This window comes from Vibrio breoganii, from assembly GCF_001677275.1.
GTDB classification, from domain to species: Bacteria; Pseudomonadota; Gammaproteobacteria; order Enterobacterales; family Vibrionaceae; genus Vibrio; species Vibrio breoganii.
In genome coordinates this window covers 2685551-2708707 of sequence record NZ_CP016177.1, presented here as the reverse complement: position 1 = coordinate 2708707, position 23157 = coordinate 2685551, and the positions used below count along the sequence as shown (strand labels likewise).

Here is a 23157-nt window from a genome sequence, read left to right as displayed (position 1 = left end):
CATTCTGTTGGAATGATAATAGCTTTAAAATTACTTCTTACTTTCGAGTAAGGAACAGTTTTGAAGTCAGTATTCATTGAGCCGAAGCGAAAGCTTCAACAAAACTTTAATTGAAGAGTTTGATCATGGCTCAGATTGAACGCTGGCGGCAGGCCTAACACATGCAAGTCGAGCGGAAACGACAACATTGACCCTTCGGGTGATTTGTTGGGCGTCGAGCGGCGGACGGGTGAGTAATGCCTGGGAAATTGCCCTGATGTGGGGGATAACCATTGGAAACGATGGCTAATACCGCATAACGTCTACGGACCAAAGAGGGGGACCTTCGGGCCTCTCGCTTCAGGATATGCCCAGGTGGGATTAGCTAGTTGGTGAGGTAATGGCTCACCAAGGCGACGATCCCTAGCTGGTCTGAGAGGATGATCAGCCACACTGGAACTGAGACACGGTCCAGACTCCTACGGGAGGCAGCAGTGGGGAATATTGCACAATGGGCGCAAGCCTGATGCAGCCATGCCGCGTGTATGAAGAAGGCCTTCGGGTTGTAAAGTACTTTCAGTCGTGAGGAAGGCGTTGAAGTTAATAGCTTCATCGTTTGACGTTAGCGACAGAAGAAGCACCGGCTAACTCCGTGCCAGCAGCCGCGGTAATACGGAGGGTGCGAGCGTTAATCGGAATTACTGGGCGTAAAGCGCATGCAGGTGGTTTGTTAAGTCAGATGTGAAAGCCCGGGGCTCAACCTCGGAACCGCATTTGAAACTGGCAGGCTAGAGTACTGTAGAGGGGGGTAGAATTTCAGGTGTAGCGGTGAAATGCGTAGAGATCTGAAGGAATACCAGTGGCGAAGGCGGCCCCCTGGACAGATACTGACACTCAGATGCGAAAGCGTGGGGAGCAAACAGGATTAGATACCCTGGTAGTCCACGCCGTAAACGATGTCTACTTGGAGGTTGTGGCCTTGAGCCGTGGCTTTCGGAGCTAACGCGTTAAGTAGACCGCCTGGGGAGTACGGTCGCAAGATTAAAACTCAAATGAATTGACGGGGGCCCGCACAAGCGGTGGAGCATGTGGTTTAATTCGATGCAACGCGAAGAACCTTACCTACTCTTGACATCCAGAGAACTTAGCAGAGATGCTTTGGTGCCTTCGGGAACTCTGAGACAGGTGCTGCATGGCTGTCGTCAGCTCGTGTTGTGAAATGTTGGGTTAAGTCCCGCAACGAGCGCAACCCTTATCCTTGTTTGCCAGCACGTAATGGTGGGAACTCCAGGGAGACTGCCGGTGATAAACCGGAGGAAGGTGGGGACGACGTCAAGTCATCATGGCCCTTACGAGTAGGGCTACACACGTGCTACAATGGCGCATACAGAGGGCAGCCAACCAGCGATGGTGAGCGAATCCCAAAAAGTGCGTCGTAGTCCGGATTGGAGTCTGCAACTCGACTCCATGAAGTCGGAATCGCTAGTAATCGTGAATCAGAATGTCACGGTGAATACGTTCCCGGGCCTTGTACACACCGCCCGTCACACCATGGGAGTGGGCTGCAAAAGAAGTGGGTAGTTTAACCTTCGGGAGGACGCTCACCACTTTGTGGTTCATGACTGGGGTGAAGTCGTAACAAGGTAGCCCTAGGGGAACCTGGGGCTGGATCACCTCCTTATACGATGATTACTCACGATGAGTGTCCACACAGATTGATATGGTTTAAAAAGTTAAGAGATGCCTATGTCCCGTTCGTCTAGAGGCCTAGGACACCGCCCTTTCACGGCGGTAACAGGGGTTCGACTCCCCTACGGGATACCATCTTTAAACGCATTTTCTTCTTAAGAAAATAAGTGTCTTTAAAAATGGTTTTTTCCTTTTTAGGAAATAAACATGCTCTTTAACAATTTGGAAAGCTGACGATAAATAATGTGATTTCATTATTTATCAAATTTAAAAGTTCTCAAATCCTATGTCTTTATTGATGTAGGTACCAACACACATTCAAGTGTTCTTGGGAATGTACTCTTGCCAGAGTGCATTCAAATTTGAGTCCGGCAAAATCGAATGTTATCTCGCTCATAATAAAGAGATAACGCACCTTGGAAACGTCATACTGCAGCGTAGCAACTGCATTGCGTTAAGCAAGACCCTTTGGGGTTGTATGGTTAAGTGACTAAGCGTACACGGTGGATGCCTTGGCAGTCAGAGGCGATGAAAGACGTAATAACTTGCGATAAGCCCAGATTAGGTAGTAATAACCATTTGAGTCTGGGATTTCTGAATGGGGAAACCCACGTGCATAAGCACGTATCATTAACTGAATACATAGGTTAATGAGGCAAACTCGGGGAACTGAAACATCTAAGTACCCGAAGGAAGAGAAATCAACCGAGATTCCGAAAGTAGCGGCGAGCGAAATTGGATTAGCCCTTAAGCTTTTAATGCGTCAGGTGAAGAGTCTGGAAAGTCTCGCAGTATAGGGTGATAGCCCCGTAACCGACAACGCATTTTAAGTGAAAACGAGTAAGGCGGGACACGTGATATCCTGTTTGAACATGGGGGGACCATCCTCCAAGGCTAAATACTACTGACTGACCGATAGTGAACCAGTACCGTGAGGGAAAGGCGAAAAGAACCCCTGTGAGGGGAGTGAAATAGAACCTGAAACCGTGTACGTACAAGCAGTAGGAGCGCCTCGAAGCGTGACTGCGTACCTTTTGTATAATGGGTCAGCGACTTAATTTTAGTAGCAAGGTTAACCGTATAGGGGAGCCGTAGGGAAACCGAGTCTTAACTGGGCGTCGAGTTGCTAGAATTAGACCCGAAACCAGGTGATCTAGCCATGGGCAGGTTGAAGGTTGAGTAACATCAACTGGAGGACCGAACCGACTAATGTTGAAAAATTAGCGGATGACTTGTGGCTAGGGGTGAAAGGCCAATCAAACCTGGAGATAGCTGGTTCTCCCCGAAAGCTATTTAGGTAGCGCCTCGGACGAATACCAATGGGGGTAGAGCACTGTTAAGGCTAGGGGGTCATCCCGACTTACCAACCCTTTGCAAACTCCGAATACCATTGAGTACTATCCGGGAGACACACGGCGGGTGCTAACGTCCGTCGTGGAGAGGGAAACAACCCAGACCGCCAGCTAAGGTCCCAAAGTATAGCTAAGTGGGAAACGATGTGGGAAGGCTCAGACAGCCAGGATGTTGGCTTAGAAGCAGCCATCATTTAAAGAAAGCGTAATAGCTCACTGGTCGAGTCGGCCTGCGCGGAAGATGTAACGGGGCTAAGCTATACACCGAAGCTGCGGCTGCATACTTTGTATGCGGGGTAGGGGAGCGTTCTGTAAGCGGTTGAAGGTGGTCTGTAAGGGCTGCTGGACGTATCAGAAGTGCGAATGCTGACATGAGTAACGATAAAGGGGGTGAAAAACCCCCTCGCCGGAAGACCAAGGGTTCCTGTCCAACGTTAATCGGGGCAGGGTAAGTCGACCCCTAAGGCGAGGCCGAAAGGCGTAGTCGATGGGAAACGGGTTAATATTCCCGTACTTCTTATAATTGCGATGGGGGGACGGAGAAGGCTAGGTGGGCCTGGCGATGGTTGTCCAGGTTCAAGTATGTAGGCGGAAAGTTTAGGTAAATCCGGACTTTCTCAACGCTGAGATACGATGTCGAGCTGCTACGTGCAGTGAAGTCATTGATGCCATGCTTCCAGGAAAAGCCTCTAAGCTTCAGATTATAAGAAATCGTACCCCAAACCGACACAGGTGGTCGGGTAGAGAATACCAAGGCGCTTGAGAGAACTCGGGTGAAGGAACTAGGCAAAATGGTACCGTAACTTCGGGAGAAGGTACGCTCTTGGCGGTGAAGTCCCTTGCGGATGGAGCTACTAGGAGTCGCAGATACCAGGTGGCTGCAACTGTTTATTAAAAACACAGCACTGTGCAAAATCGTAAGATGACGTATACGGTGTGACGCCTGCCCGGTGCCGGAAGGTTAATTGATGGGGTTAGACTTCGGTCGAAGCTCTTGATCGAAGCCCCGGTAAACGGCGGCCGTAACTATAACGGTCCTAAGGTAGCGAAATTCCTTGTCGGGTAAGTTCCGACCTGCACGAATGGCGTAATGATGGCCACGCTGTCTCCACCCGAGACTCAGTGAAATTGAAATCGCTGTGAAGATGCAGTGTACCCGCGGCTAGACGGAAAGACCCCGTGAACCTTTACTACAGCTTGGCACTGAACATTGACCCTACATGTGTAGGATAGGTGGGAGGCTTTGAAGACGGTACGCCAGTATCGTTGGAGCCGTCCTTGAAATACCACCCTTGTAGTGTTGATGTTCTAACTTAGTCCCCTTATCGGGGATGAGGACAGTGCCTGGTGGGTAGTTTGACTGGGGCGGTCTCCTCCCAAAGAGTAACGGAGGAGCACGAAGGTGGGCTAAACACGGTTGGACATCGTGTGGTTAGTGCAATGGCATAAGCCCGCTTGACTGCGAGAATGACAATTCGAGCAGGTGCGAAAGCAGGTCATAGTGATCCGGTGGTTCTGAATGGAAGGGCCATCGCTCAACGGATAAAAGGTACTCCGGGGATAACAGGCTGATACCGCCCAAGAGTTCATATCGACGGCGGTGTTTGGCACCTCGATGTCGGCTCATCACATCCTGGGGCTGAAGTCGGTCCCAAGGGTATGGCTGTTCGCCATTTAAAGTGGTACGCGAGCTGGGTTTAGAACGTCGTGAGACAGTTCGGTCCCTATCTGCCGTGGGCGTTGGAAGATTGAAGGGGGCTGCTCCTAGTACGAGAGGACCGGAGTGGACGAACCTCTGGTGTTCGGGTTGTCATGCCAATGGCATTGCCCGGTAGCTAAGTTCGGAATCGATAACCGCTGAAAGCATCTAAGCGGGAAGCGAGCCCTGAGATGAGTCTTCCCTGGCACTTTAAGTGTCCTAAAGGGTTGTTCGAGACTAGAACGTTGATAGGCAGGGTGTGTAAGTGCTGCGAGGCATTGAGCTAACCTGTACTAATTGCCCGTGAGGCTTAACCATACAACACCCAAGGGGTTTTGTGGACTCAAAGTAGAACTTTGAATGTGTGATAAAAACTTTTAGATATTAGCTTTCCGAATTTTAAAATTTGCTTGGCGACCATAGCATTGTGGACCCACCTGATTCCATGCCGAACTCAGAAGTGAAACATAATAGCGCCGATGGTAGTGTGGGGTTTCCCCATGTGAGAGTAGGACATCGCCAGGCTCCTATTTATTTTCACTTTTTAAAAAGTGAAGACAAAAGGTTAGACTTGCTTCTAATGAAGCGAGTCACCATAAAGTTCTAATTTATTTAGAGTTTTATGTTGACTTTAACAGTCAGTCGCGTATTATACGCGTCCTGCTTAAGTGCTAAGGCATTCAAAGCAGCGCTCTTTAACAATTTAAACCTATCAATCTGTGTGGGCACTCGTTGATGATAATCGAAAAGATTTATCAATGAACTGAGTGACCAAAACGATGACTTTTAGTCATTGGCACAGTCAATTCATTATCGTTCTGTTGGAACGATAATAGCTTTAAAATTACTTCTTACTTTCGAGTAAGGAACAGTTTTGAAGTCAGTATTCATTGAGCCGAAGTGTAAGCTTCAACAAAACTTTAATTGAAGAGTTTGATCATGGCTCAGATTGAACGCTGGCGGCAGGCCTAACACATGCAAGTCGAGCGGAAACGACAACATTGACCCTTCGGGTGATTTGTTGGGCGTCGAGCGGCGGACGGGTGAGTAATGCCTGGGAAATTGCCCTGATGTGGGGGATAACCATTGGAAACGATGGCTAATACCGCATAACGTCTACGGACCAAAGAGGGGGACCTTCGGGCCTCTCGCTTCAGGATATGCCCAGGTGGGATTAGCTAGTTGGTGAGGTAATGGCTCACCAAGGCGACGATCCCTAGCTGGTCTGAGAGGATGATCAGCCACACTGGAACTGAGACACGGTCCAGACTCCTACGGGAGGCAGCAGTGGGGAATATTGCACAATGGGCGCAAGCCTGATGCAGCCATGCCGCGTGTATGAAGAAGGCCTTCGGGTTGTAAAGTACTTTCAGTCGTGAGGAAGGCATTAGAGTTAATAGCTTTAGTGTTTGACGTTAGCGACAGAAGAAGCACCGGCTAACTCCGTGCCAGCAGCCGCGGTAATACGGAGGGTGCGAGCGTTAATCGGAATTACTGGGCGTAAAGCGCATGCAGGTGGTTTGTTAAGTCAGATGTGAAAGCCCGGGGCTCAACCTCGGAACCGCATTTGAAACTGGCAGGCTAGAGTACTGTAGAGGGGGGTAGAATTTCAGGTGTAGCGGTGAAATGCGTAGAGATCTGAAGGAATACCAGTGGCGAAGGCGGCCCCCTGGACAGATACTGACACTCAGATGCGAAAGCGTGGGGAGCAAACAGGATTAGATACCCTGGTAGTCCACGCCGTAAACGATGTCTACTTGGAGGTTGTGGCCTTGAGCCGTGGCTTTCGGAGCTAACGCGTTAAGTAGACCGCCTGGGGAGTACGGTCGCAAGATTAAAACTCAAATGAATTGACGGGGGCCCGCACAAGCGGTGGAGCATGTGGTTTAATTCGATGCAACGCGAAGAACCTTACCTACTCTTGACATCCAGAGAACTTAGCAGAGATGCTTTGGTGCCTTCGGGAACTCTGAGACAGGTGCTGCATGGCTGTCGTCAGCTCGTGTTGTGAAATGTTGGGTTAAGTCCCGCAACGAGCGCAACCCTTATCCTTGTTTGCCAGCACGTAATGGTGGGAACTCCAGGGAGACTGCCGGTGATAAACCGGAGGAAGGTGGGGACGACGTCAAGTCATCATGGCCCTTACGAGTAGGGCTACACACGTGCTACAATGGCGCATACAGAGGGCAGCCAACCAGCGATGGTGAGCGAATCCCAAAAAGTGCGTCGTAGTCCGGATTGGAGTCTGCAACTCGACTCCATGAAGTCGGAATCGCTAGTAATCGTGAATCAGAATGTCACGGTGAATACGTTCCCGGGCCTTGTACACACCGCCCGTCACACCATGGGAGTGGGCTGCAAAAGAAGTGGGTAGTTTAACCTTCGGGAGGACGCTCACCACTTTGTGGTTCATGACTGGGGTGAAGTCGTAACAAGGTAGCCCTAGGGGAACCTGGGGCTGGATCACCTCCTTATACGATGATTACTCACGATGAGTGTCCACACAGATTGATACGGTTTAGAAAGTGAAGAGAGTATTTTGCGAAATGGCACTTGTGCTGTTTTGTGAAAAATTGGGTCTGTAGCTCAGCTGGTTAGAGCGCTCGCCTGATAAGCGGGAGGTCGGTGGTTCAAGTCCACTCAGACCCACCAATTTTTCCTTATACTGCGTTAGATTCTTCGTTGTGTACTGATGTACACGGCCTTTTAATCTTCCTGGTCTAAGAAAAAATACCAAGATGGGGCTATAGCTCAGCTGGGAGAGCGCCTGCCTTGCACGCAGGAGGTCTGCGGTTCGATCCCGCATAGCTCCACCATCTTTAAGTGCACTTCTTATTAAATTAAGAATTAAGTGTCTTTAAAAATGGTTTCGAAAGCTTTATTGCTTAGAAATTCATGCTCTTTAACAATTTGGAAAGCTGACGAACAACAATGTGATTTCATTGTTGTTCAAATTTAAAAGTTCTCAAATCCTATGTCTTTATGATGTAGGTACCAACACACATTCAAGTGTTCTTGGGAATGTACTCTTGCCAGAGTGCATTCAAATTTGAGTCCGGCAAAATCGAATGTTATCTCGCTCATAATAAAGAGATAACGCACCTTGGAAACGTCATACTGCAGCGTAGCAACTGCATTGCGTAAGCAAGACCCTTTGGGGTTGTATGGTTAAGTGACTAAGCGTACACGGTGGATGCCTTGGCAGTCAGAGGCGATGAAAGACGTAATAACTTGCGATAAGCCCAGATTAGGTAGTAATAACCATTTGAGTCTGGGATTTCTGAATGGGGAAACCCACGTGCATAAGCACGTATCATTAACTGAATACATAGGTTAATGAGGCAAACTCGGGGAACTGAAACATCTAAGTACCCGAAGGAAGAGAAATCAACCGAGATTCCGAAAGTAGCGGCGAGCGAAATTGGATTAGCCCTTAAGCTTTTAATGCGTCAGGTGAAGAGTCTGGAAAGTCTCGCAGTATAGGGTGATAGCCCCGTAACCGACAACGCATTTTAAGTGAAAACGAGTAAGGCGGGACACGTGATATCCTGTTTGAACATGGGGGGACCATCCTCCAAGGCTAAATACTACTGACTGACCGATAGTGAACCAGTACCGTGAGGGAAAGGCGAAAAGAACCCCTGTGAGGGGAGTGAAATAGAACCTGAAACCGTGTACGTACAAGCAGTAGGAGCGCCTCGAAGCGTGACTGCGTACCTTTTGTATAATGGGTCAGCGACTTAATTTTAGTAGCAAGGTTAACCGTATAGGGGAGCCGTAGGGAAACCGAGTCTTAACTGGGCGTCGAGTTGCTAGAATTAGACCCGAAACCAGGTGATCTAGCCATGGGCAGGTTGAAGGTTGAGTAACATCAACTGGAGGACCGAACCGACTAATGTTGAAAAATTAGCGGATGACTTGTGGCTAGGGGTGAAAGGCCAATCAAACCTGGAGATAGCTGGTTCTCCCCGAAAGCTATTTAGGTAGCGCCTCGGACGAATACCAATGGGGGTAGAGCACTGTTAAGGCTAGGGGGTCATCCCGACTTACCAACCCTTTGCAAACTCCGAATACCATTGAGTACTATCCGGGAGACACACGGCGGGTGCTAACGTCCGTCGTGGAGAGGGAAACAACCCAGACCGCCAGCTAAGGTCCCAAAGTATAGCTAAGTGGGAAACGATGTGGGAAGGCTCAGACAGCCAGGATGTTGGCTTAGAAGCAGCCATCATTTAAAGAAAGCGTAATAGCTCACTGGTCGAGTCGGCCTGCGCGGAAGATGTAACGGGGCTAAGCTATACACCGAAGCTGCGGCTGCATACTTTGTATGCGGGGTAGGGGAGCGTTCTGTAAGCGGTTGAAGGTGGTCTGTAAGGGCTGCTGGACGTATCAGAAGTGCGAATGCTGACATGAGTAACGATAAAGGGGGTGAAAAACCCCCTCGCCGGAAGACCAAGGGTTCCTGTCCAACGTTAATCGGGGCAGGGTAAGTCGACCCCTAAGGCGAGGCCGAAAGGCGTAGTCGATGGGAAACGGGTTAATATTCCCGTACTTCTTATAATTGCGATGGGGGGACGGAGAAGGCTAGGTGGGCCTGGCGATGGTTGTCCAGGTTCAAGTATGTAGGCGGAAAGTTTAGGTAAATCCGGACTTTCTCAACGCTGAGATACGATGTCGAGCTGCTACGTGCAGTGAAGTCATTGATGCCATGCTTCCAGGAAAAGCCTCTAAGCTTCAGATTATAAGAAATCGTACCCCAAACCGACACAGGTGGTCGGGTAGAGAATACCAAGGCGCTTGAGAGAACTCGGGTGAAGGAACTAGGCAAAATGGTACCGTAACTTCGGGAGAAGGTACGCTCTTGGCGGTGAAGTCCCTTGCGGATGGAGCTACTAGGAGTCGCAGATACCAGGTGGCTGCAACTGTTTATTAAAAACACAGCACTGTGCAAAATCGTAAGATGACGTATACGGTGTGACGCCTGCCCGGTGCCGGAAGGTTAATTGATGGGGTTAGACTTCGGTCGAAGCTCTTGATCGAAGCCCCGGTAAACGGCGGCCGTAACTATAACGGTCCTAAGGTAGCGAAATTCCTTGTCGGGTAAGTTCCGACCTGCACGAATGGCGTAATGATGGCCACGCTGTCTCCACCCGAGACTCAGTGAAATTGAAATCGCTGTGAAGATGCAGTGTACCCGCGGCTAGACGGAAAGACCCCGTGAACCTTTACTACAGCTTGGCACTGAACATTGACCCTACATGTGTAGGATAGGTGGGAGGCTTTGAAGACGGTACGCCAGTATCGTTGGAGCCGTCCTTGAAATACCACCCTTGTAGTGTTGATGTTCTAACTTAGTCCCCTTATCGGGGATGAGGACAGTGCCTGGTGGGTAGTTTGACTGGGGCGGTCTCCTCCCAAAGAGTAACGGAGGAGCACGAAGGTGGGCTAAACACGGTTGGACATCGTGTGGTTAGTGCAATGGCATAAGCCCGCTTGACTGCGAGAATGACAATTCGAGCAGGTGCGAAAGCAGGTCATAGTGATCCGGTGGTTCTGAATGGAAGGGCCATCGCTCAACGGATAAAAGGTACTCCGGGGATAACAGGCTGATACCGCCCAAGAGTTCATATCGACGGCGGTGTTTGGCACCTCGATGTCGGCTCATCACATCCTGGGGCTGAAGTCGGTCCCAAGGGTATGGCTGTTCGCCATTTAAAGTGGTACGCGAGCTGGGTTTAGAACGTCGTGAGACAGTTCGGTCCCTATCTGCCGTGGGCGTTGGAAGATTGAAGGGGGCTGCTCCTAGTACGAGAGGACCGGAGTGGACGAACCTCTGGTGTTCGGGTTGTCATGCCAATGGCATTGCCCGGTAGCTAAGTTCGGAATCGATAACCGCTGAAAGCATCTAAGCGGGAAGCGAGCCCTGAGATGAGTCTTCCCTGGCACTTTAAGTGTCCTAAAGGGTTGTTCGAGACTAGAACGTTGATAGGCAGGGTGTGTAAGTGCTGCGAGGCATTGAGCTAACCTGTACTAATTGCCCGTGAGGCTTAACCATACAACACCCAAGGGGTTTTGTGGACTCAAAGTAAGAACTTTGAATGTGTGATATAACTTTTAAATAATAGCTTTCCGAATTTTAAAATTTGCTTGGCGACCATAGCATTGTGGACCCACCTGATTCCATGCCGAACTCAGAAGTGAAACATAATAGCGCCGATGGTAGTGTGGGGTTTCCCCATGTGAGAGTAGGACATCGCCAGGCTTTAAATTAGATTGTATTGAAGCAACGCGAGTAAGACTTCAAGACAATAACAAATTGGTGCGGAGTGGTAGTTCAGTTGGTTAGAATACCGGCCTGTCACGCCGGGGGTCGCGGGTTCGAGTCCCGTCCACTCCGCCACTTATTCTGAAGACCTCGCTTTATGCGAGGTTTTTTCAGATTTAAGAATCCGAAAAATTTTAGGGGTGTAGCTCCAATTGGCAGAGCAGCGGATTCCAAATCCGCGTGTTGGGAGTTCGAATCTCTCCACCCCTGCCATATAGAAGGCCTTAGCAGAAATGCTAAGGCCTTTTTGTTTTTATACCAATCCGGAAAATTAACTGATCAGGTCTATCCAATCTCTTTGGCACATTTTTGTGACGCGATCTCTGCACTCAAGAAAGCCATTCCAAGCGCGACAAACCTTGGACACAATTTCGTTGTAATCAGTGAAACTTTGGTTTGCTAAATAATGTTGTCTTAACCAGCTCCAAACTTGTTCAATAGGGTTCAGCTCTGGCGAGTATGGAGGAAGCTTGATGATACTGACGTTATTAAATTGGTTCGCTATGTCGTCCGTATGCCAGCCTGCACCATCCATTATTACGACTGCATGACGACCTTTTTCTGTAGCTTTCGATATTTGTTCTAGGTGGTTGATCATGATGTCCTTGTTTACCCAAGGAACAACTATTGCTTCGCCGATCCCTCTTGCTGGGCACACAGAGCCAAACAAATAAGCGTATTCAAATTGCTGCTGTTTTACGACTCTAGGCCTCGTTCCGCGAGTCGCCCAAAGACGAGTTGTTGTGTTCTGCTGACCAAATCTAGCCTCATCTTGAAACCAGACATCAACCTGTTCTAGCCCAATATGGCCGGGGATCTTAAGGATCGTTTCTATTTGGAATTTTTTTAAAATCGTCTTGGATTTGCTGTGATTGCTTAGGGTGTTTTGAACGAGAAGTTATCCAAGAAAAGCCCATGTGCTCGAGGAGATAATAGATGGAATTGGGGTGATAGTGTTTATCAAAGTGTTCAACGATGTAGTCATGTATATCGCTACCGACAAGACGTCCTCCAGACGGTGATTCAGCTGCTTTTTGTATGAATTCGCTGAGTTGTTTTCGTTGTTCCTCATTGAGATATGCAGGTCTACCTGTGCGGGGTTTTTCTTGAAGCCCTTCCAAGCCTTCTTCAAAAAAGACCTTAACCCATTTATTCACACTGGTTCGGCTAACTTTAAGATATTTAGCAATTTGAGTTCGCGAATGACCTTCTTTGAAGTGTGCAAGCGCTAGTAAGCGAACCTTCATCTGAATGGTTTTTTGTTGACTCGCTAGCTTTTTGAAATCGGTATTATCAAGGCTATCCATAGCAATATTTCACAATTGTTTGATAGCCTCAATTAGATCATATTTTTACTTTAATTGGTATTACTAGCTTAAAAATATCTGTACGTTATTCCTACCTGCTAGAACCTAGAACCTAGAACCTAGAACCTAGAACCTAGAACCTAGAACCTAGAACCTAGAACCTAGAACCTAGAACCTAGAACCTAGAACCTAGAACCTAGAACCTAGAACCTAGAACCTAGAACCTAGAACCTAGAACCTAGAACCTAGAACCTAGAAGCTTAGAACCTAGAACCAAATAAAAAGGCCCCTATGTTTCCATAGGAGCCTCTTATTCTACATATCTGCCATCAGTACTAAAGCAACTGCTTGAGGACTCTATCAGCCTGTACGCGCGTTATTTTACGCAGTAGTTTCTGCACGGCTTCAGGATAATGTTCAATCTTTTCAATATGTTTGTAGCTTCCAATACGCTGAGTATTCTCGATGATATTTTCAAACTCTTGCTCAAATTGCGACTTTAAATAACCTTGTGGATCTCTGATCAATAAGGCGTTTTCCAAGTCCAGTTTCCATGCTCTAGGGTTTAGGTTGTTGCCGGTGAGCAGCATGTTTTGCTTATCGACCCATAACCCCTTCAAGTGGTAACTATTGGCATCGTGCTTCCAAAGAAGGATGTCCAACTTGCGACACGCAATATTCGCCTCATTCGCTTTCAAGAAACGGCGTAGATTCATCTCATACAGATAAGGTAATCCACCAACGGTTTTAAACTCTTCTTCGGGATCTATGAAGAAGTCGTTGGCAGTTTTGTCACCCACTACAACCGTTACTTTAACGCCGCGTCGAAGGGCTTTCTTTAGCTCCTTAGCGACACTTTTAGGGAAGTTAAAGTAAGGCGTACATATGGTAATTTCATCTTTGGCATCACGTAGTAATTGAACGATCGCCATGTTTAGAAGATTTCTACGCTTACCTACACCAACAATCGGGGTAATCGCGATTTTGTCTTCGGTAACATCTGCACAATCAAAGCGGTAGTTGGTGACTGCAAGACTTGCTCGCAATTGACGAATTGCACCTTTCAATGACTTGGTTGCTGGACGCTCTTTTTCTGTCAGTGTGTTCACTGCAGGGTTTTTAATGAGTGCGTCCATAATGTAATTAGCCATAGCATCGGCAATTGCTGGGCTATTGATTAAGTGGTATCGATCAAAGCGATACTTTTCTTGCTGGTGCAGATAGATATTGTTAATACTTGCGCCACTATAAAGAACTGTATCATCAAAGATAAAGCCTTTAAGGTGCAGTACACCGAACACTTCTTTACCACGAACAGGTACACCATAAACGGGGACTGTGTGTTTGTGAGATTCAGCCATCTTCGTGTACATTGCAGCATTGCCATCAGATGACTCAGCACCTATCAGCCCGCGTTGAGCTCTATGCCAATCTACACAGATCTGAACATCTAATCCTGGATTAGCTTGTTTTGCCTTGTAGATCTCACCAAAGACCTCTCGTCCTGCTTCGTCGTCCTCAAGATACAAGGCGGCAATGTAGATACGCTTCTTGGCTGTTTTGATAAGCTCTAATAGCTGTGCTTTGAACTCTTTAGCCGAATAAAGTGTTCTAAAGTCTTTTGGATCAACGGGAACTGCTTCTAGTCCATCGATGACATTCTTAGCTAAAACCATTATGAATATTGAGTCCTGTAAAGGGCTGATTTAGCCTGTTATTTTACCAAATTTGCAGCTTTAGTGCCTAGATGAATTGGTAAACAATTATCTTGAAATTAGTTAACTGTGATATTGCATGATAATTAGTGGCTTTCCCGTCTGAGTGTAGCGCAAATATAGCTTGGCTAAGGCAGAAGGGAGCTGTTCAACTCGAATAGTTGTAAATCCGTGAGCGCTGTACAGTTCCTCTAGGTGTTCATAAGCAAAACAGAAAACCTGGTCATGCAGAATGTCTTTCTGGCTAAAGCGCAAAAGCTGTGAGGCAATGCCTTGATTCCGCACTTCTGGAACAACCAGCATACCGGTTAGCAACTGCCATTTATCAACCTCACGGTACCGTACAACACCTACAATTTTTGAGTTTTGCTCGGCGACAATGATCTTCTCTCCTGCCTTTATCTTGGTAGAAGGGTAGTGAGACTTGTATAACTTCTTTAGGAGCGGCAAACGCAATGGCTCCAGATCTTTGATAATCAGACTGTTCATTAATTAACTGCGGAATTGAGTTTGTTCCAGTATTATAAGGGAAAGTTGAAAATACTACCCTTTGGAATCCCGACAAGGGAATGGAACAATTAATTCTATGATGCATATTACCCCTCAAGCGGAACTCTCTCCCTACCATACATTTTCAATTCAAACAGACTGCGACTTTCTTGTAGAAGCACGTTCAGTAAACGATCTTATTGAGATCTATCGTAATCCGGATTGGAAAGATCTGCCTAAGCTCCCTTTAGGCACGGGGAGTAACATGCTCTTTACTGATTACTTTGCCGGAGTAGCAGTACTGAATCGATTGAAGGGTAAACACGTTACGGAAGATGAAAGCTTCTATTATCTTGAGGTTGCGGCCGGAGAAGATTGGCCTGAGCTTGTTCAATGGACCGTCGAAAAGGGAATGCCGGGCTTGGAAAACCTGGCCTTGATTCCAGGCTGTGCAGGTACGGCGCCTATCCAAAATATCGGAGCTTATGGCTTAGAACTGAAAGACGTATGTGACTTTGTAGAGTATTTAGACTTGCAGTCATTCACAGTGAAAAGACTGGCTTCGGAGCAATGCCAGTTTGGCTATCGCGACTCTATATTTAAACAAGAGTTATCTGGTAAGGCACTGATTACTAAGGTCGGTTTTAAGTTATCAAAAGACTGGAGCCCTAGAACTGCCTATGGCGCACTGCAACAGTTAATTGAAGGTGAACCAACCGCGCAAAAGATCTTTGATGCAGTGTGTCAGGTTCGCCAGTCAAAACTTCCAGACCCAAGAGTCATGGGTAATGCAGGCAGTTTCTTCAAAAATCCAGTTATCTCTAGTACTCAATTTGATGAGCTAAAACTGCACTATCCAAGCATCGTTGGTTACCCTGCGGGCGATGGCATTAAGGTTGCCGCCGGTTGGCTTATAGATAACGCCAACCTCAAGGGGTACTCCCATGGAGGTGCTCGAGTTCACGATCAACAGGCTTTGGTCATCGTTAATTTCAATGACGCGACGGCTGATGATGTGTTGTCTGTCGCTTGGCATGTGAAGCAAACAGTATGGCAGAAGTATCAAATTGCCTTGGAGCATGAAGTCCGTTTCATGGGGCGAACTCAAGAAACCAACCTCGACGCTATTTTTGAAGGTAAAGACAATGAAAGACTTTAGCTTCAAACTTAAATTAATTCAGGAGCTTAGCAAAGGCGATTTTTGTTCAGGCGAGCAATTGGGCGAGCATTTTGGCGTCTCTAGAGCGGCTATTGCGAGACACATTAAATCCATTCAAGAGCTTGGTATTGATATCTATAGTGTCAAGGGAAAGGGATATAGGCTAGAGCAACCTCTGGATCTATTAGATGACCAGTTGCTGGTTAAAGAGCTAGGACTACCTATAGAAGTCATTCCTGTTATTGATTCGACAAATCAACATATGTTGGGGCAAAAAGAGCTTCAATCTGGCAGTGTCTGCGTCGCCGAATATCAAACCCAAGGGCGGGGGCGTCGTGGACGCGAGTGGGTCTCTCCGTTTGGTTCAAATATTTACTACTCGATGTATTGGCGCCTTGAAGCGGGTCTTCCTGCGGCTATGGGGATAAGCTTGGTCATTGGTCTCGCTCTTGTCGATGCCCTTGAAGAGTTAGGCATACAAGGTCTTAAGCTTAAATGGCCAAACGACGTGTATTTTGACAATAAGAAGCTTGCCGGCATATTGGTTGAGTTGTCAGGGCAGGCGGGTGATGCTGCTAATTTAGTGATAGGTATTGGGCTCAATGTATCAATGCCAGAGCATGTACAAGGAATTGGACAGCCTTGGACGAGCCTAAAAGAGATATCAGGCGATCAGGGCATCTCTCGAAATGAGATTGTGATTGCGATGACAAGGAAATTGCATGATGCGATCAACATCTATGAGCATCAGGGGCTGAAGCCATTTCTAGAGCAATGGAACCAGTACGATAACTTTTTGGAGCAACCGATTAAACTGATTATGGGTAACCGAGAAGTTACCGGCATATGCAAAGGCATCGATCAACAAGGTGCCTTACTACTCGATACTGGTAACCAGATTGAATCGTTTATCGGTGGAGAAATATCCGTTAGATCAGCTTCTTAGTAGGATTTGGTCAACTTTATGATCAATTCCTTTCCTTAGGATAAGGTTCGCTCTAATTTTTGTTGGCAGTATATTGGACACTAGATTCTTGCCGTTAATATCTGCCCATATGGAACAGGCTTTAGCGACGGCCTGTTCTTCGCTCAATTTAGTGTAGTGACCAAAATATGAGTTGGGCTTTTTGAATGCCCCAGAACGAAACTTTAAAAAACGCTCTACATACCACTGCTGAATCAAGGTGCTATCGGCGTCCACATAAATGGAAAAATCAAGGAAGTCAGAAACGAATACGCGATGCGGCTGCTCCGGATAGTCCATTCCAGATTGAAGTACGTTCAGCCCTTCTAAGATTAAAATATCCGGCCTATCAACCACTTCTACCTCATCAGTGATGTTGTAGGTAAGGTGAGAATAAATTGGAGCTTCTACCTTTTCTTTGCCGGCCTTAACATCCGAAACGAAATCAACGAGCTTTTGAATATCGTAAGACTCAGGGAAGCCCTTGCGGTGCATGATCCCTCTTTCTTCTAACACTTCGTTAGGGTAGAGAAAGCCGTCCGTAGTGATCAGAGCAACCTTAGGGTGATCTCCCCAGCGAGAGAGCAAAGCTTGCATTACACGAGCCGTTGTACTCTTGCCTACAGCGACGCTACCAGCGATTCCTACAATGAAAGGGCTGTGACCGTCCTCTTTATTCAAGAAAGTGTCTAAGACACGCTGACGACGTTGCTGGGAGCCTGCATGCAGGTTTAGAAGTCGAGATAGGGGAAGGTATATTTCTTCTACTTCGCGAGTATCCAATTTTTCATTGATACCACGTAGCTCTACAATGTCCGAATCAGATAACACCATAGGTACAGATGCTCTTAGCTCTGCCCATTCGTGTCGGTTGAAATTTATGTGTGGATTCATTGATTTGAGCCTTCCTTTTCTTCATCGCCTCAACATACATGAAGGGATAAATATTTCAATTGTGCGACGGCAAAGCTGTGGTGATTTTCCTTGAATCTGCTGAAAAATTAGCCGTGGCTCAATGTAAACGTAAAAACTGATGATTTTTTGCATTTTCTTATTGCAAGGTTCGAAATCATCCAATAGAATGCGCTCCACTTATGTGCCGACTTAGCTCAGTAGGTAGAGCAACTGACTTGTAATCAGTAGGTCACCAGTTCGATTCCGGTAGTCGGCACCACTTTCTTTATGAAAGCACAATTTGGTGGGGTTCCCGAGTGGCCAAAGGGATCAGACTGTAAATCTGACGGCACTGCCTTCGATGGTTCGAATCCATCTCCCACCACCAGTTTCTTAAGGAAATAGCTCGAAGAGTTACGTGTTGCGGGCATCGTATAATGGCTATTACCTCAGCCTTCCAAGCTGATGATGCGGGTTCGATTCCCGCTGCCCGCTCCAACCTATCGTGTGCTGATATAGCTCAGTTGGTAGAGCGCACCCTTGGTAAGGGTGAGGTCGGCGGTTCAAATCCGCCTATCAGCACCAGCTCTCAAGCAAATATTTCCTTTTGATATATACTTTACATCCAATTTATTTGGTTGCGTGGTCTACAAAGCCACTTTATAAACCGTACCTAGAGGAACACGCTCGTGTCTAAAGAAAAATTTGAACGTACGAAACCGCACGTAAACGTTGGTACTATCGGCCACGTTGACCACGGTAAAACAACTCTAACTGCAGCTATCTGTACTACTCTTTCAAAAGTATACGGTGGTGAAGCTAAAGATTTCGCATCTATCGATAATGCTCCTGAAGAGCGTGAGCGCGGTATCACAATCGCTACTTCTCACGTTGAGTACGATACTCCTGAACGTCACTACGCACACGTAGATTGTCCTGGACACGCCGATTATGTTAAAAACATGATCACTGGTGCTGCTCAAATGGACGGCGGTATCCTAGTTGTTGCTGCGACTGATGGCCCTATGCCTCAAACTCGTGAGCACATCCTACTTGGTCGTCAGGTTGGTATCCCTTACATCATCGTATTCATGAACAAATGTGACATGGTTGATGATGAAGAACTACTTGAGCTAGTAGAAATGGAAGTTCGTGAACTTCTTTCTGAGTACGATTACCCAGGTGATGATCTACCAGTAATCCAAGGTTCTGCACTTGGCGCTCTAAACGGCGAAAAGCAGTGGGAAGACAAGATCGTTGAGCTTGCAGAAGCACTAGATTCTTACATTCCACTTCCAGAGCGTGCTGTTGACCAACCGTTCCTACTTCCTATTGAAGATGTATTCTCAATTCAAGGTCGTGGTACTGTTGTTACTGGTCGTATCGAGCGCGGTATCCTACGTGTAGGTGACGAAGTAGAAATCGTTGGTATCAAAGAGACTACTCTTACTACTTGTACTGGTGTTGAAATGTTCCGTAAGCTGCTTGACGAAGGTCGTGCAGGTGAGAACGTTGGTGCACTACTACGTGGTACTAAGCGTGATGACGTTGAACGTGGCCAAGTACTTGCTGCTAAAGGTTCTATCAACCCACACACTAAGTTTGAGTCAGAAGTGTACGTTCTTTCTAAAGATGAAGGCGGCCGTCACACTCCTTTCTTCAAAGGTTACCGTCCACAGTTCTACTTCCGTACAACTGACGTAACAGGCGACATCACTCTACCTGAAGGCGTAGAGATGGTAATGCCAGGCGACAACATCCAAATGACTGTTGAGCTAATCGCTCCAATCGCAATGGATGAAGGTCTACGTTTCGCAATTCGCGAAGGTGGCCGTACCGTTGGTGCTGGTGTTGTTGCTAAGATTTTCGATTAATAATTGACGAAATCTAAACAAAAGGGCATCATTTGATGCCCTTTTTCTGCGCTACTGTTTATGATTAGAAGATAAAATGGTCTTTTTATCGTCTAACAAGCAAAGAATTTTGAGAATTTTCATTTCTATTGTGGGTTTTATAGCCTGTATTAGAAAGAAAGTTCGGAAAGAAGGTGTTGATTTTCAACACTAATGAATAGGCCCTGCAACAGCGGGGTTATTGTCGTCTATAGTAAGACTTGTCACAGGTTAGTTTTATGAAAGCAAATGCAGAAACTCCTGATAGCTCAAGTGCAGCAGACATCTTCAAGTGGATTGTCGCTTTTGCTCTGCTAGCCGCTGCTGTTGTGGGAAATTACCTGTATGGTGAAATGTCAGTAGTAGCTCGCGCTGCTGGTGTGGTTGTATTAATTGCAATCGCTCTAGGTGTAGCCGCTACGACTACTAAAGGTAAAGCTGCGATCGTATTTGCACGTGAATCTCGTATGGAGATTCGCAAGGTTGTTTGGCCAACGCGCCAAGAAACTCTGCAAACTACATTGATCGTATTGGCTGTAAGTATTGTTATGGCTCTAGCGCTTTGGGGCATTGACGGAATTATGGTTCGTCTTGTTGCTCTAGCGACTGGGGTGTGAGGGTTTTAATTCATGAGTGAAGCTCCAAAGAAACGTTGGTACGTGGTTCAAGCCTTTTCTGGTTTTGAAGGTCGCGTAGCAAACTCTCTTCGTGAATATATCAGAATGCATGATATGGAAGAACTGTTTGGCGAAGTATTGGTTCCAACTGAAGAAGTTGTCGAAATGCGCGCTGGTCAGCGTCGTAAGAGTGAACGTAAATTCTTCCCAGGTTATGTACTTGTTCAAATGATTATGAACGATGAATCATGGCACCTAGTACGTAGCGTTCCACGCGTTATGGGCTTTATTGGTGGAACTTCAGATAAACCTGCACCTATCACGGACAAAGAAGCTGACGCTATCTTAAATCGTCTTGAGAAAGCAAGTGAAGCTCCTCGCCCTCGTACAATGTACGAAGCGGGTGAGATTGTTCGTGTATGCGATGGTCCATTTGCTGACTTCAACGGTACAGTTGAAGAAGTGGATTATGAGAAGAGCCGTCTTAAAGTGTCTGTATCGATCTTCGGTCGTGCAACACCGGTAGAACTCGAATTTGGTCAAGTTGAAAAAGTTGACTAAAAAATAGGCTTTAGGGCTTGTTTGAGGCGCGAATTGTATCTATAATTCGCGCCTCTTTACTTCCTTATGTGAAGTAAAGCGTTTTTAAAACAACGGGGAGCTGGCCGTAAGGCAGCGTTACTACCCAAAATTAGGAAATATCATGGCTAAGAAAGTTGAAGCTTATATCAAACTGCAAGTTGCAGCAGGTATGGCAAACCCGTCGCCACCGGTTGGTCCTGCACTAGGTCAACACGGCGTGAACATCATGGAATTCTGTAAAGCGTTCAACGCAAAAACAGAATCTGTTGAAAAAGGTCTACCAATCCCAGTTGTTATCTCTGTATACAACGACCGTTCTTTCACGTTCGAAACTAAGACTCCACCTGCAGCAGTTCTTCTGCTTAAAGCAGCTGGCATTAAGTCTGGTTCTGGTCGTCCGAATACTGAGAAAGTGGGTACTGTTACCGACGCTCAAATTCAAGAGATCGCAGAAACTAAAGCTGCAGACATGACTGGCGCTGACATCGAAGCGATGAAACGCACTATCGCGGGTACTGCTCGTTCAATGGGCCTAGTGGTAGAGGGTTAATAAGATGGCAAAACTTACTAAGCGTATGCGCGTTATTCGCGACAAAGTTGATGTTACTAAAGAGTACGAAATCAACGAAGCAGTTGCTCTTCTTAAAGAACTAGCGACTGCTAAATTCAATGAAAGTGTTGACGTTGCTGTTAACCTTGGCATTGATGCTCGTAAATCAGACCAAAACGTACGTGGTGCAACTGTACTACCTCACGGTACTGGTCGTGACATTCGTGTTGCTGTGTTCACCCAAGGTGCAAACGCAGAAGCTGCGAAAGAAGCTGGTGCTGACATCGTTGGTATGGAAGACCTAGCTGAGCAAGTTAAGAAGGGTGTAATGGACTTCGACGTAGTTGTTGCTTCTCCGGATGCAATGCGCGTAGTTGGTCAACTTGGTACTATCCTAGGTCCTCGTGGCCTTATGCCAAACCCTAAAGTTGGTACTGTAACTCCTAACGTTGCTCAAGCGGTTAAGAACGCTAAAGCTGGTCAGGTTCGTTACCGTAACGACAAAAATGGCATCATTCACACTACTATCGGTAAAGCATCTTTTGAAACTGCACAGATTCAAGAGAACTTAGAAGCACTACTAATTGCTCTTAAGAAAGCTAAGCCGTCTTCTGCTAAAGGTACATTCCTGCAGAAGATTAGCATCTCTACTACTATGGGTGCTGGTGTTGCTGTTGATCAGGCTAGCCTGAACACGCAAGCATAATCTTGCGTAGGCGCGAAATTAGTGTATAATCTCGCGCCTAATATTTGTGGTTGGGGCTGACTCAAACATCTCGATGTAAGAGTGAGTCTCCGTCCAAGACCGTAGGTGTTACAAGTTATTTTTAACGATGTAGCTTAATAGTATACCTACGTAGATGGTGCCCGAACTGACAGAAAGCCAAGCTTGAAAAAGATTGCCTTTCTTCTGGGACTGCACTGTTTTTACTCTCACCAATTTTGGTGAGTGGTGTAACGACAACCAGGAGTAAATCCAAAATGGCTTTAAACCTTCAAGACAAAAAAGCAATTGTTGCTGAAGTCAACGAAGCTGCCAGTGGTGCACTTTCTGCAGTTGTAGCTGATTCTCGTGGCGTTCCTGTTGGCGCAATGACTTCTCTACGTAAACAAGCTCGTGAAGCGGGTGTTTACATGAGAGTTGTGCGTAACACACTAGCACGCCGTGCAATGGAAGGTACTGAGTACGAGTGTCTAACTGACACTTTCACTGGTCCTACTCTAGTTGCATTCTCTAACGAGCACCCAGGTGCTGCAGCGCGTCTTTTCAAAGACTTCGCTAAAGAGAACAAAGATTTCGAGATCAAAGCTGCTGCATTTGAAGGCGCGGTTACTGACGCAGATGTATTAGCGACACTACCAACTTACGACGAAGCTATCGCACGCCTAATGATGTGCATGAAAGAAGCTTCTGCAGGCAAGCTGGTACGTACTATCGCTGCACTACGCGATCAAAAAGAAGAAGCAGCGGCTTAAGCCTTGCTTTTTACTGGTTGCAAAATAAACTTATTGTTGACTTAAAAGAGAATTGTTATGTCTATTACTAACGAGCAAATCCTAGACGCAGTTGCAGAAATGTCTGTAATGCAAGTTGTTGAGCTTATCGAAGCTATGGAAGAAAAATTCGGCGTATCTGCTGCAGCTGCAGTAGTTGCTGGCGGCGCAGCTGGCGGCGACGCTGCTGAAGAGCAAACTGAATTTGACGTAGTTCTTACTGCTATCGGCGGTAACAAAGTACAAGTTATCAAAGCAGTACGTGGCGCTACAGGTCTAGGCCTTAAAGAAGCTAAAGCTCTAGTTGATGGTGCTCCAGCACCGCTTAAAGAAGCTGTTTCTAAAGAAGAAGCAGAAGCTCTTAAAGCTACTCTAGAAGAAGCTGGTGCTTCTGTTGAAGTTAAGTAATTATTACTTAGTTTCTTAGCCGAATGGCTAATGGCTGGTGGT

The 23157-nt window shown here is 46.8% G+C and carries 13 protein-coding genes, 9 tRNA genes and 6 rRNA genes; 24 read left to right on the top strand and 4 right to left on the bottom strand.

Features of this window, described 5'->3' with window-relative positions:
• Positions 1-107 precede the first annotated feature (107 nt).
• The 11 genes from A6E01_RS12555 (at position 108) to A6E01_RS12505 (ending at position 11257) form a co-directional block, all read left to right on the top strand.
• Positions 108-1660: ribosomal RNA gene (locus A6E01_RS12555) — 16S ribosomal RNA — on the top strand.
• Between the two features lie 67 nt (positions 1661-1727).
• Positions 1728-1803: transfer RNA gene (locus A6E01_RS12550), tRNA-Glu, on the top strand.
• 345 nt (positions 1804-2148) lie between these two features.
• Positions 2149-5037: ribosomal RNA gene (locus A6E01_RS12545) — 23S ribosomal RNA — on the top strand.
• Between the two features lie 91 nt (positions 5038-5128).
• Positions 5129-5244: ribosomal RNA gene (rrf, locus tag A6E01_RS12540) — 5S ribosomal RNA — on the top strand.
• Between the two features lie 396 nt (positions 5245-5640).
• Positions 5641-7193: ribosomal RNA gene (locus A6E01_RS12535) — 16S ribosomal RNA — on the top strand.
• Positions 7194-7294: 101 nt separating this feature from the next.
• Positions 7295-7371: transfer RNA gene (locus A6E01_RS12530), tRNA-Ile, on the top strand.
• Between the two features lie 88 nt (positions 7372-7459).
• Positions 7460-7535: transfer RNA gene (locus A6E01_RS12525), tRNA-Ala, on the top strand.
• A 350-nt stretch (positions 7536-7885) separates the two neighbouring features.
• Positions 7886-10774 (top strand): 23S ribosomal RNA (locus A6E01_RS12520).
• 91 nt (positions 10775-10865) lie between these two features.
• Positions 10866-10981 (top strand): 5S ribosomal RNA (gene rrf, locus A6E01_RS12515).
• The 16S, 23S and 5S rRNA genes sit together here with 5 tRNA genes alongside, the layout of an rRNA operon.
• A 61-nt stretch (positions 10982-11042) precedes the next feature.
• A tRNA-Asp gene (locus A6E01_RS12510) sits at positions 11043-11119 on the top strand.
• A 61-nt stretch (positions 11120-11180) separates the two neighbouring features.
• Positions 11181-11257, top strand: a tRNA-Trp gene (locus tag A6E01_RS12505).
• 58 nt (positions 11258-11315) lie between these two features.
• On the opposite strand, the gene A6E01_RS20955 is transcribed toward A6E01_RS12505, so the two are convergent.
• The 3 genes from A6E01_RS20955 to A6E01_RS12485 all read right to left on the bottom strand — a co-directional run bounded on the left by A6E01_RS20955 (position 11316) and on the right by A6E01_RS12485 (position 14555).
• Positions 11316-12351, bottom strand: a protein-coding gene (locus A6E01_RS20955; protein WP_371944777.1) for an IS630 family transposase whose coding sequence is annotated in 2 segments (ribosomal slippage) — positions 11316-11886 and positions 11885-12351 — 1038 coding nt in all. Because the reading frame shifts where the segments join, the coding sequence is not laid out codon by codon here.
• A 335-nt stretch (positions 12352-12686) separates the two neighbouring features.
• Positions 12687-14027 carry a CDP-diacylglycerol--serine O-phosphatidyltransferase gene (pssA, locus tag A6E01_RS12490; protein WP_065210310.1) on the bottom strand — a complete coding sequence of 447 codons (1341 nt, stop codon included), beginning with the start codon at positions 14025-14027 and terminating at the stop codon, positions 12687-12689.
• Between the two features lie 102 nt (positions 14028-14129).
• Positions 14130-14555 (bottom strand): GNAT family N-acetyltransferase, encoded by a 426-nt coding sequence (locus A6E01_RS12485; RefSeq protein WP_065210309.1) that lies wholly within the window; start codon positions 14553-14555, stop codon positions 14130-14132.
• 97 nt (positions 14556-14652) lie between these two features.
• On the opposite strand from A6E01_RS12485, the gene murB reads away from it, so the two are divergent.
• Positions 14653-15714: a UDP-N-acetylmuramate dehydrogenase gene (gene murB / locus A6E01_RS12480; protein WP_065210308.1), complete on the top strand. Its 1062-nt coding sequence runs from the start codon at positions 14653-14655 to the stop codon at positions 15712-15714.
• Positions 15701-16660 carry a bifunctional biotin--[acetyl-CoA-carboxylase] ligase/biotin operon repressor BirA gene (birA, locus tag A6E01_RS12475; protein ID WP_017032434.1) on the top strand — a complete coding sequence of 320 codons (960 nt, stop codon included), beginning with the start codon at positions 15701-15703 and terminating at the stop codon, positions 16658-16660. The genes murB and birA overlap by 14 nt, the downstream gene beginning before the upstream one ends.
• Here birA and coaA read toward each other — a convergent pair.
• Complete coding sequence (gene coaA / locus A6E01_RS12470) at positions 16649-17572, bottom strand: type I pantothenate kinase (RefSeq protein WP_017032433.1); 924 nt, start codon at positions 17570-17572, stop codon at positions 16649-16651. The two genes, birA and coaA, sit on opposite strands and share 12 nt — an antisense overlap.
• Before the next feature lie 204 nt (positions 17573-17776).
• Here coaA and A6E01_RS12465 point away from each other — a divergent pair.
• From A6E01_RS12465 to rplL, 11 genes are all read left to right on the top strand, one after another.
• Positions 17777-17852 (top strand) — tRNA-Thr (locus A6E01_RS12465).
• Positions 17853-17875: 23 nt separating this feature from the next.
• Positions 17876-17960: transfer RNA gene (locus tag A6E01_RS12460), tRNA-Tyr, on the top strand.
• 35 nt (positions 17961-17995) lie between these two features.
• Positions 17996-18070, top strand: a tRNA-Gly gene (locus tag A6E01_RS12455).
• 11 nt (positions 18071-18081) lie between these two features.
• Positions 18082-18157 (top strand) — tRNA-Thr (locus A6E01_RS12450).
• A 104-nt stretch (positions 18158-18261) separates the two neighbouring features.
• Positions 18262-19446 (top strand): elongation factor Tu, encoded by a 1185-nt coding sequence (tuf, locus tag A6E01_RS12445; RefSeq protein ID WP_065210307.1) that lies wholly within the window; start codon positions 18262-18264, stop codon positions 19444-19446.
• A 257-nt stretch (positions 19447-19703) separates the two neighbouring features.
• The gene (secE, locus tag A6E01_RS12440; RefSeq protein WP_017026983.1) at positions 19704-20081 is read left to right on the top strand and encodes a preprotein translocase subunit SecE; all 378 of its coding nucleotides are present in this window, start codon (positions 19704-19706) and stop codon (positions 20079-20081) included.
• Between the two features lie 12 nt (positions 20082-20093).
• On the top strand, positions 20094-20642 hold the full coding sequence (gene nusG, locus A6E01_RS12435) for a transcription termination/antitermination protein NusG (RefSeq protein ID WP_017026984.1): 549 nt from the start codon (positions 20094-20096) through the stop codon (positions 20640-20642).
• 142 nt (positions 20643-20784) lie between these two features.
• On the top strand, positions 20785-21213 hold the full coding sequence (gene rplK / locus A6E01_RS12430) for a 50S ribosomal protein L11 (RefSeq protein WP_017026985.1): 429 nt from the start codon (positions 20785-20787) through the stop codon (positions 21211-21213).
• 4 nt (positions 21214-21217) lie between these two features.
• Complete coding sequence (gene rplA / locus A6E01_RS12425; protein ID WP_017026986.1) at positions 21218-21919, top strand: 50S ribosomal protein L1; 702 nt, start codon at positions 21218-21220, stop codon at positions 21917-21919.
• Positions 21920-22194: 275 nt separating this feature from the next.
• Complete coding sequence (gene rplJ, locus A6E01_RS12420) at positions 22195-22689, top strand: 50S ribosomal protein L10 (protein ID WP_017032431.1); 495 nt, start codon at positions 22195-22197, stop codon at positions 22687-22689.
• A 57-nt stretch (positions 22690-22746) separates the two neighbouring features.
• Entirely contained in the window at positions 22747-23115 is a 369-nt protein-coding gene (gene rplL, locus A6E01_RS12415; RefSeq protein ID WP_017032430.1) for a 50S ribosomal protein L7/L12, read from the top strand.
• Positions 23116-23157 lie beyond the last annotated feature (42 nt).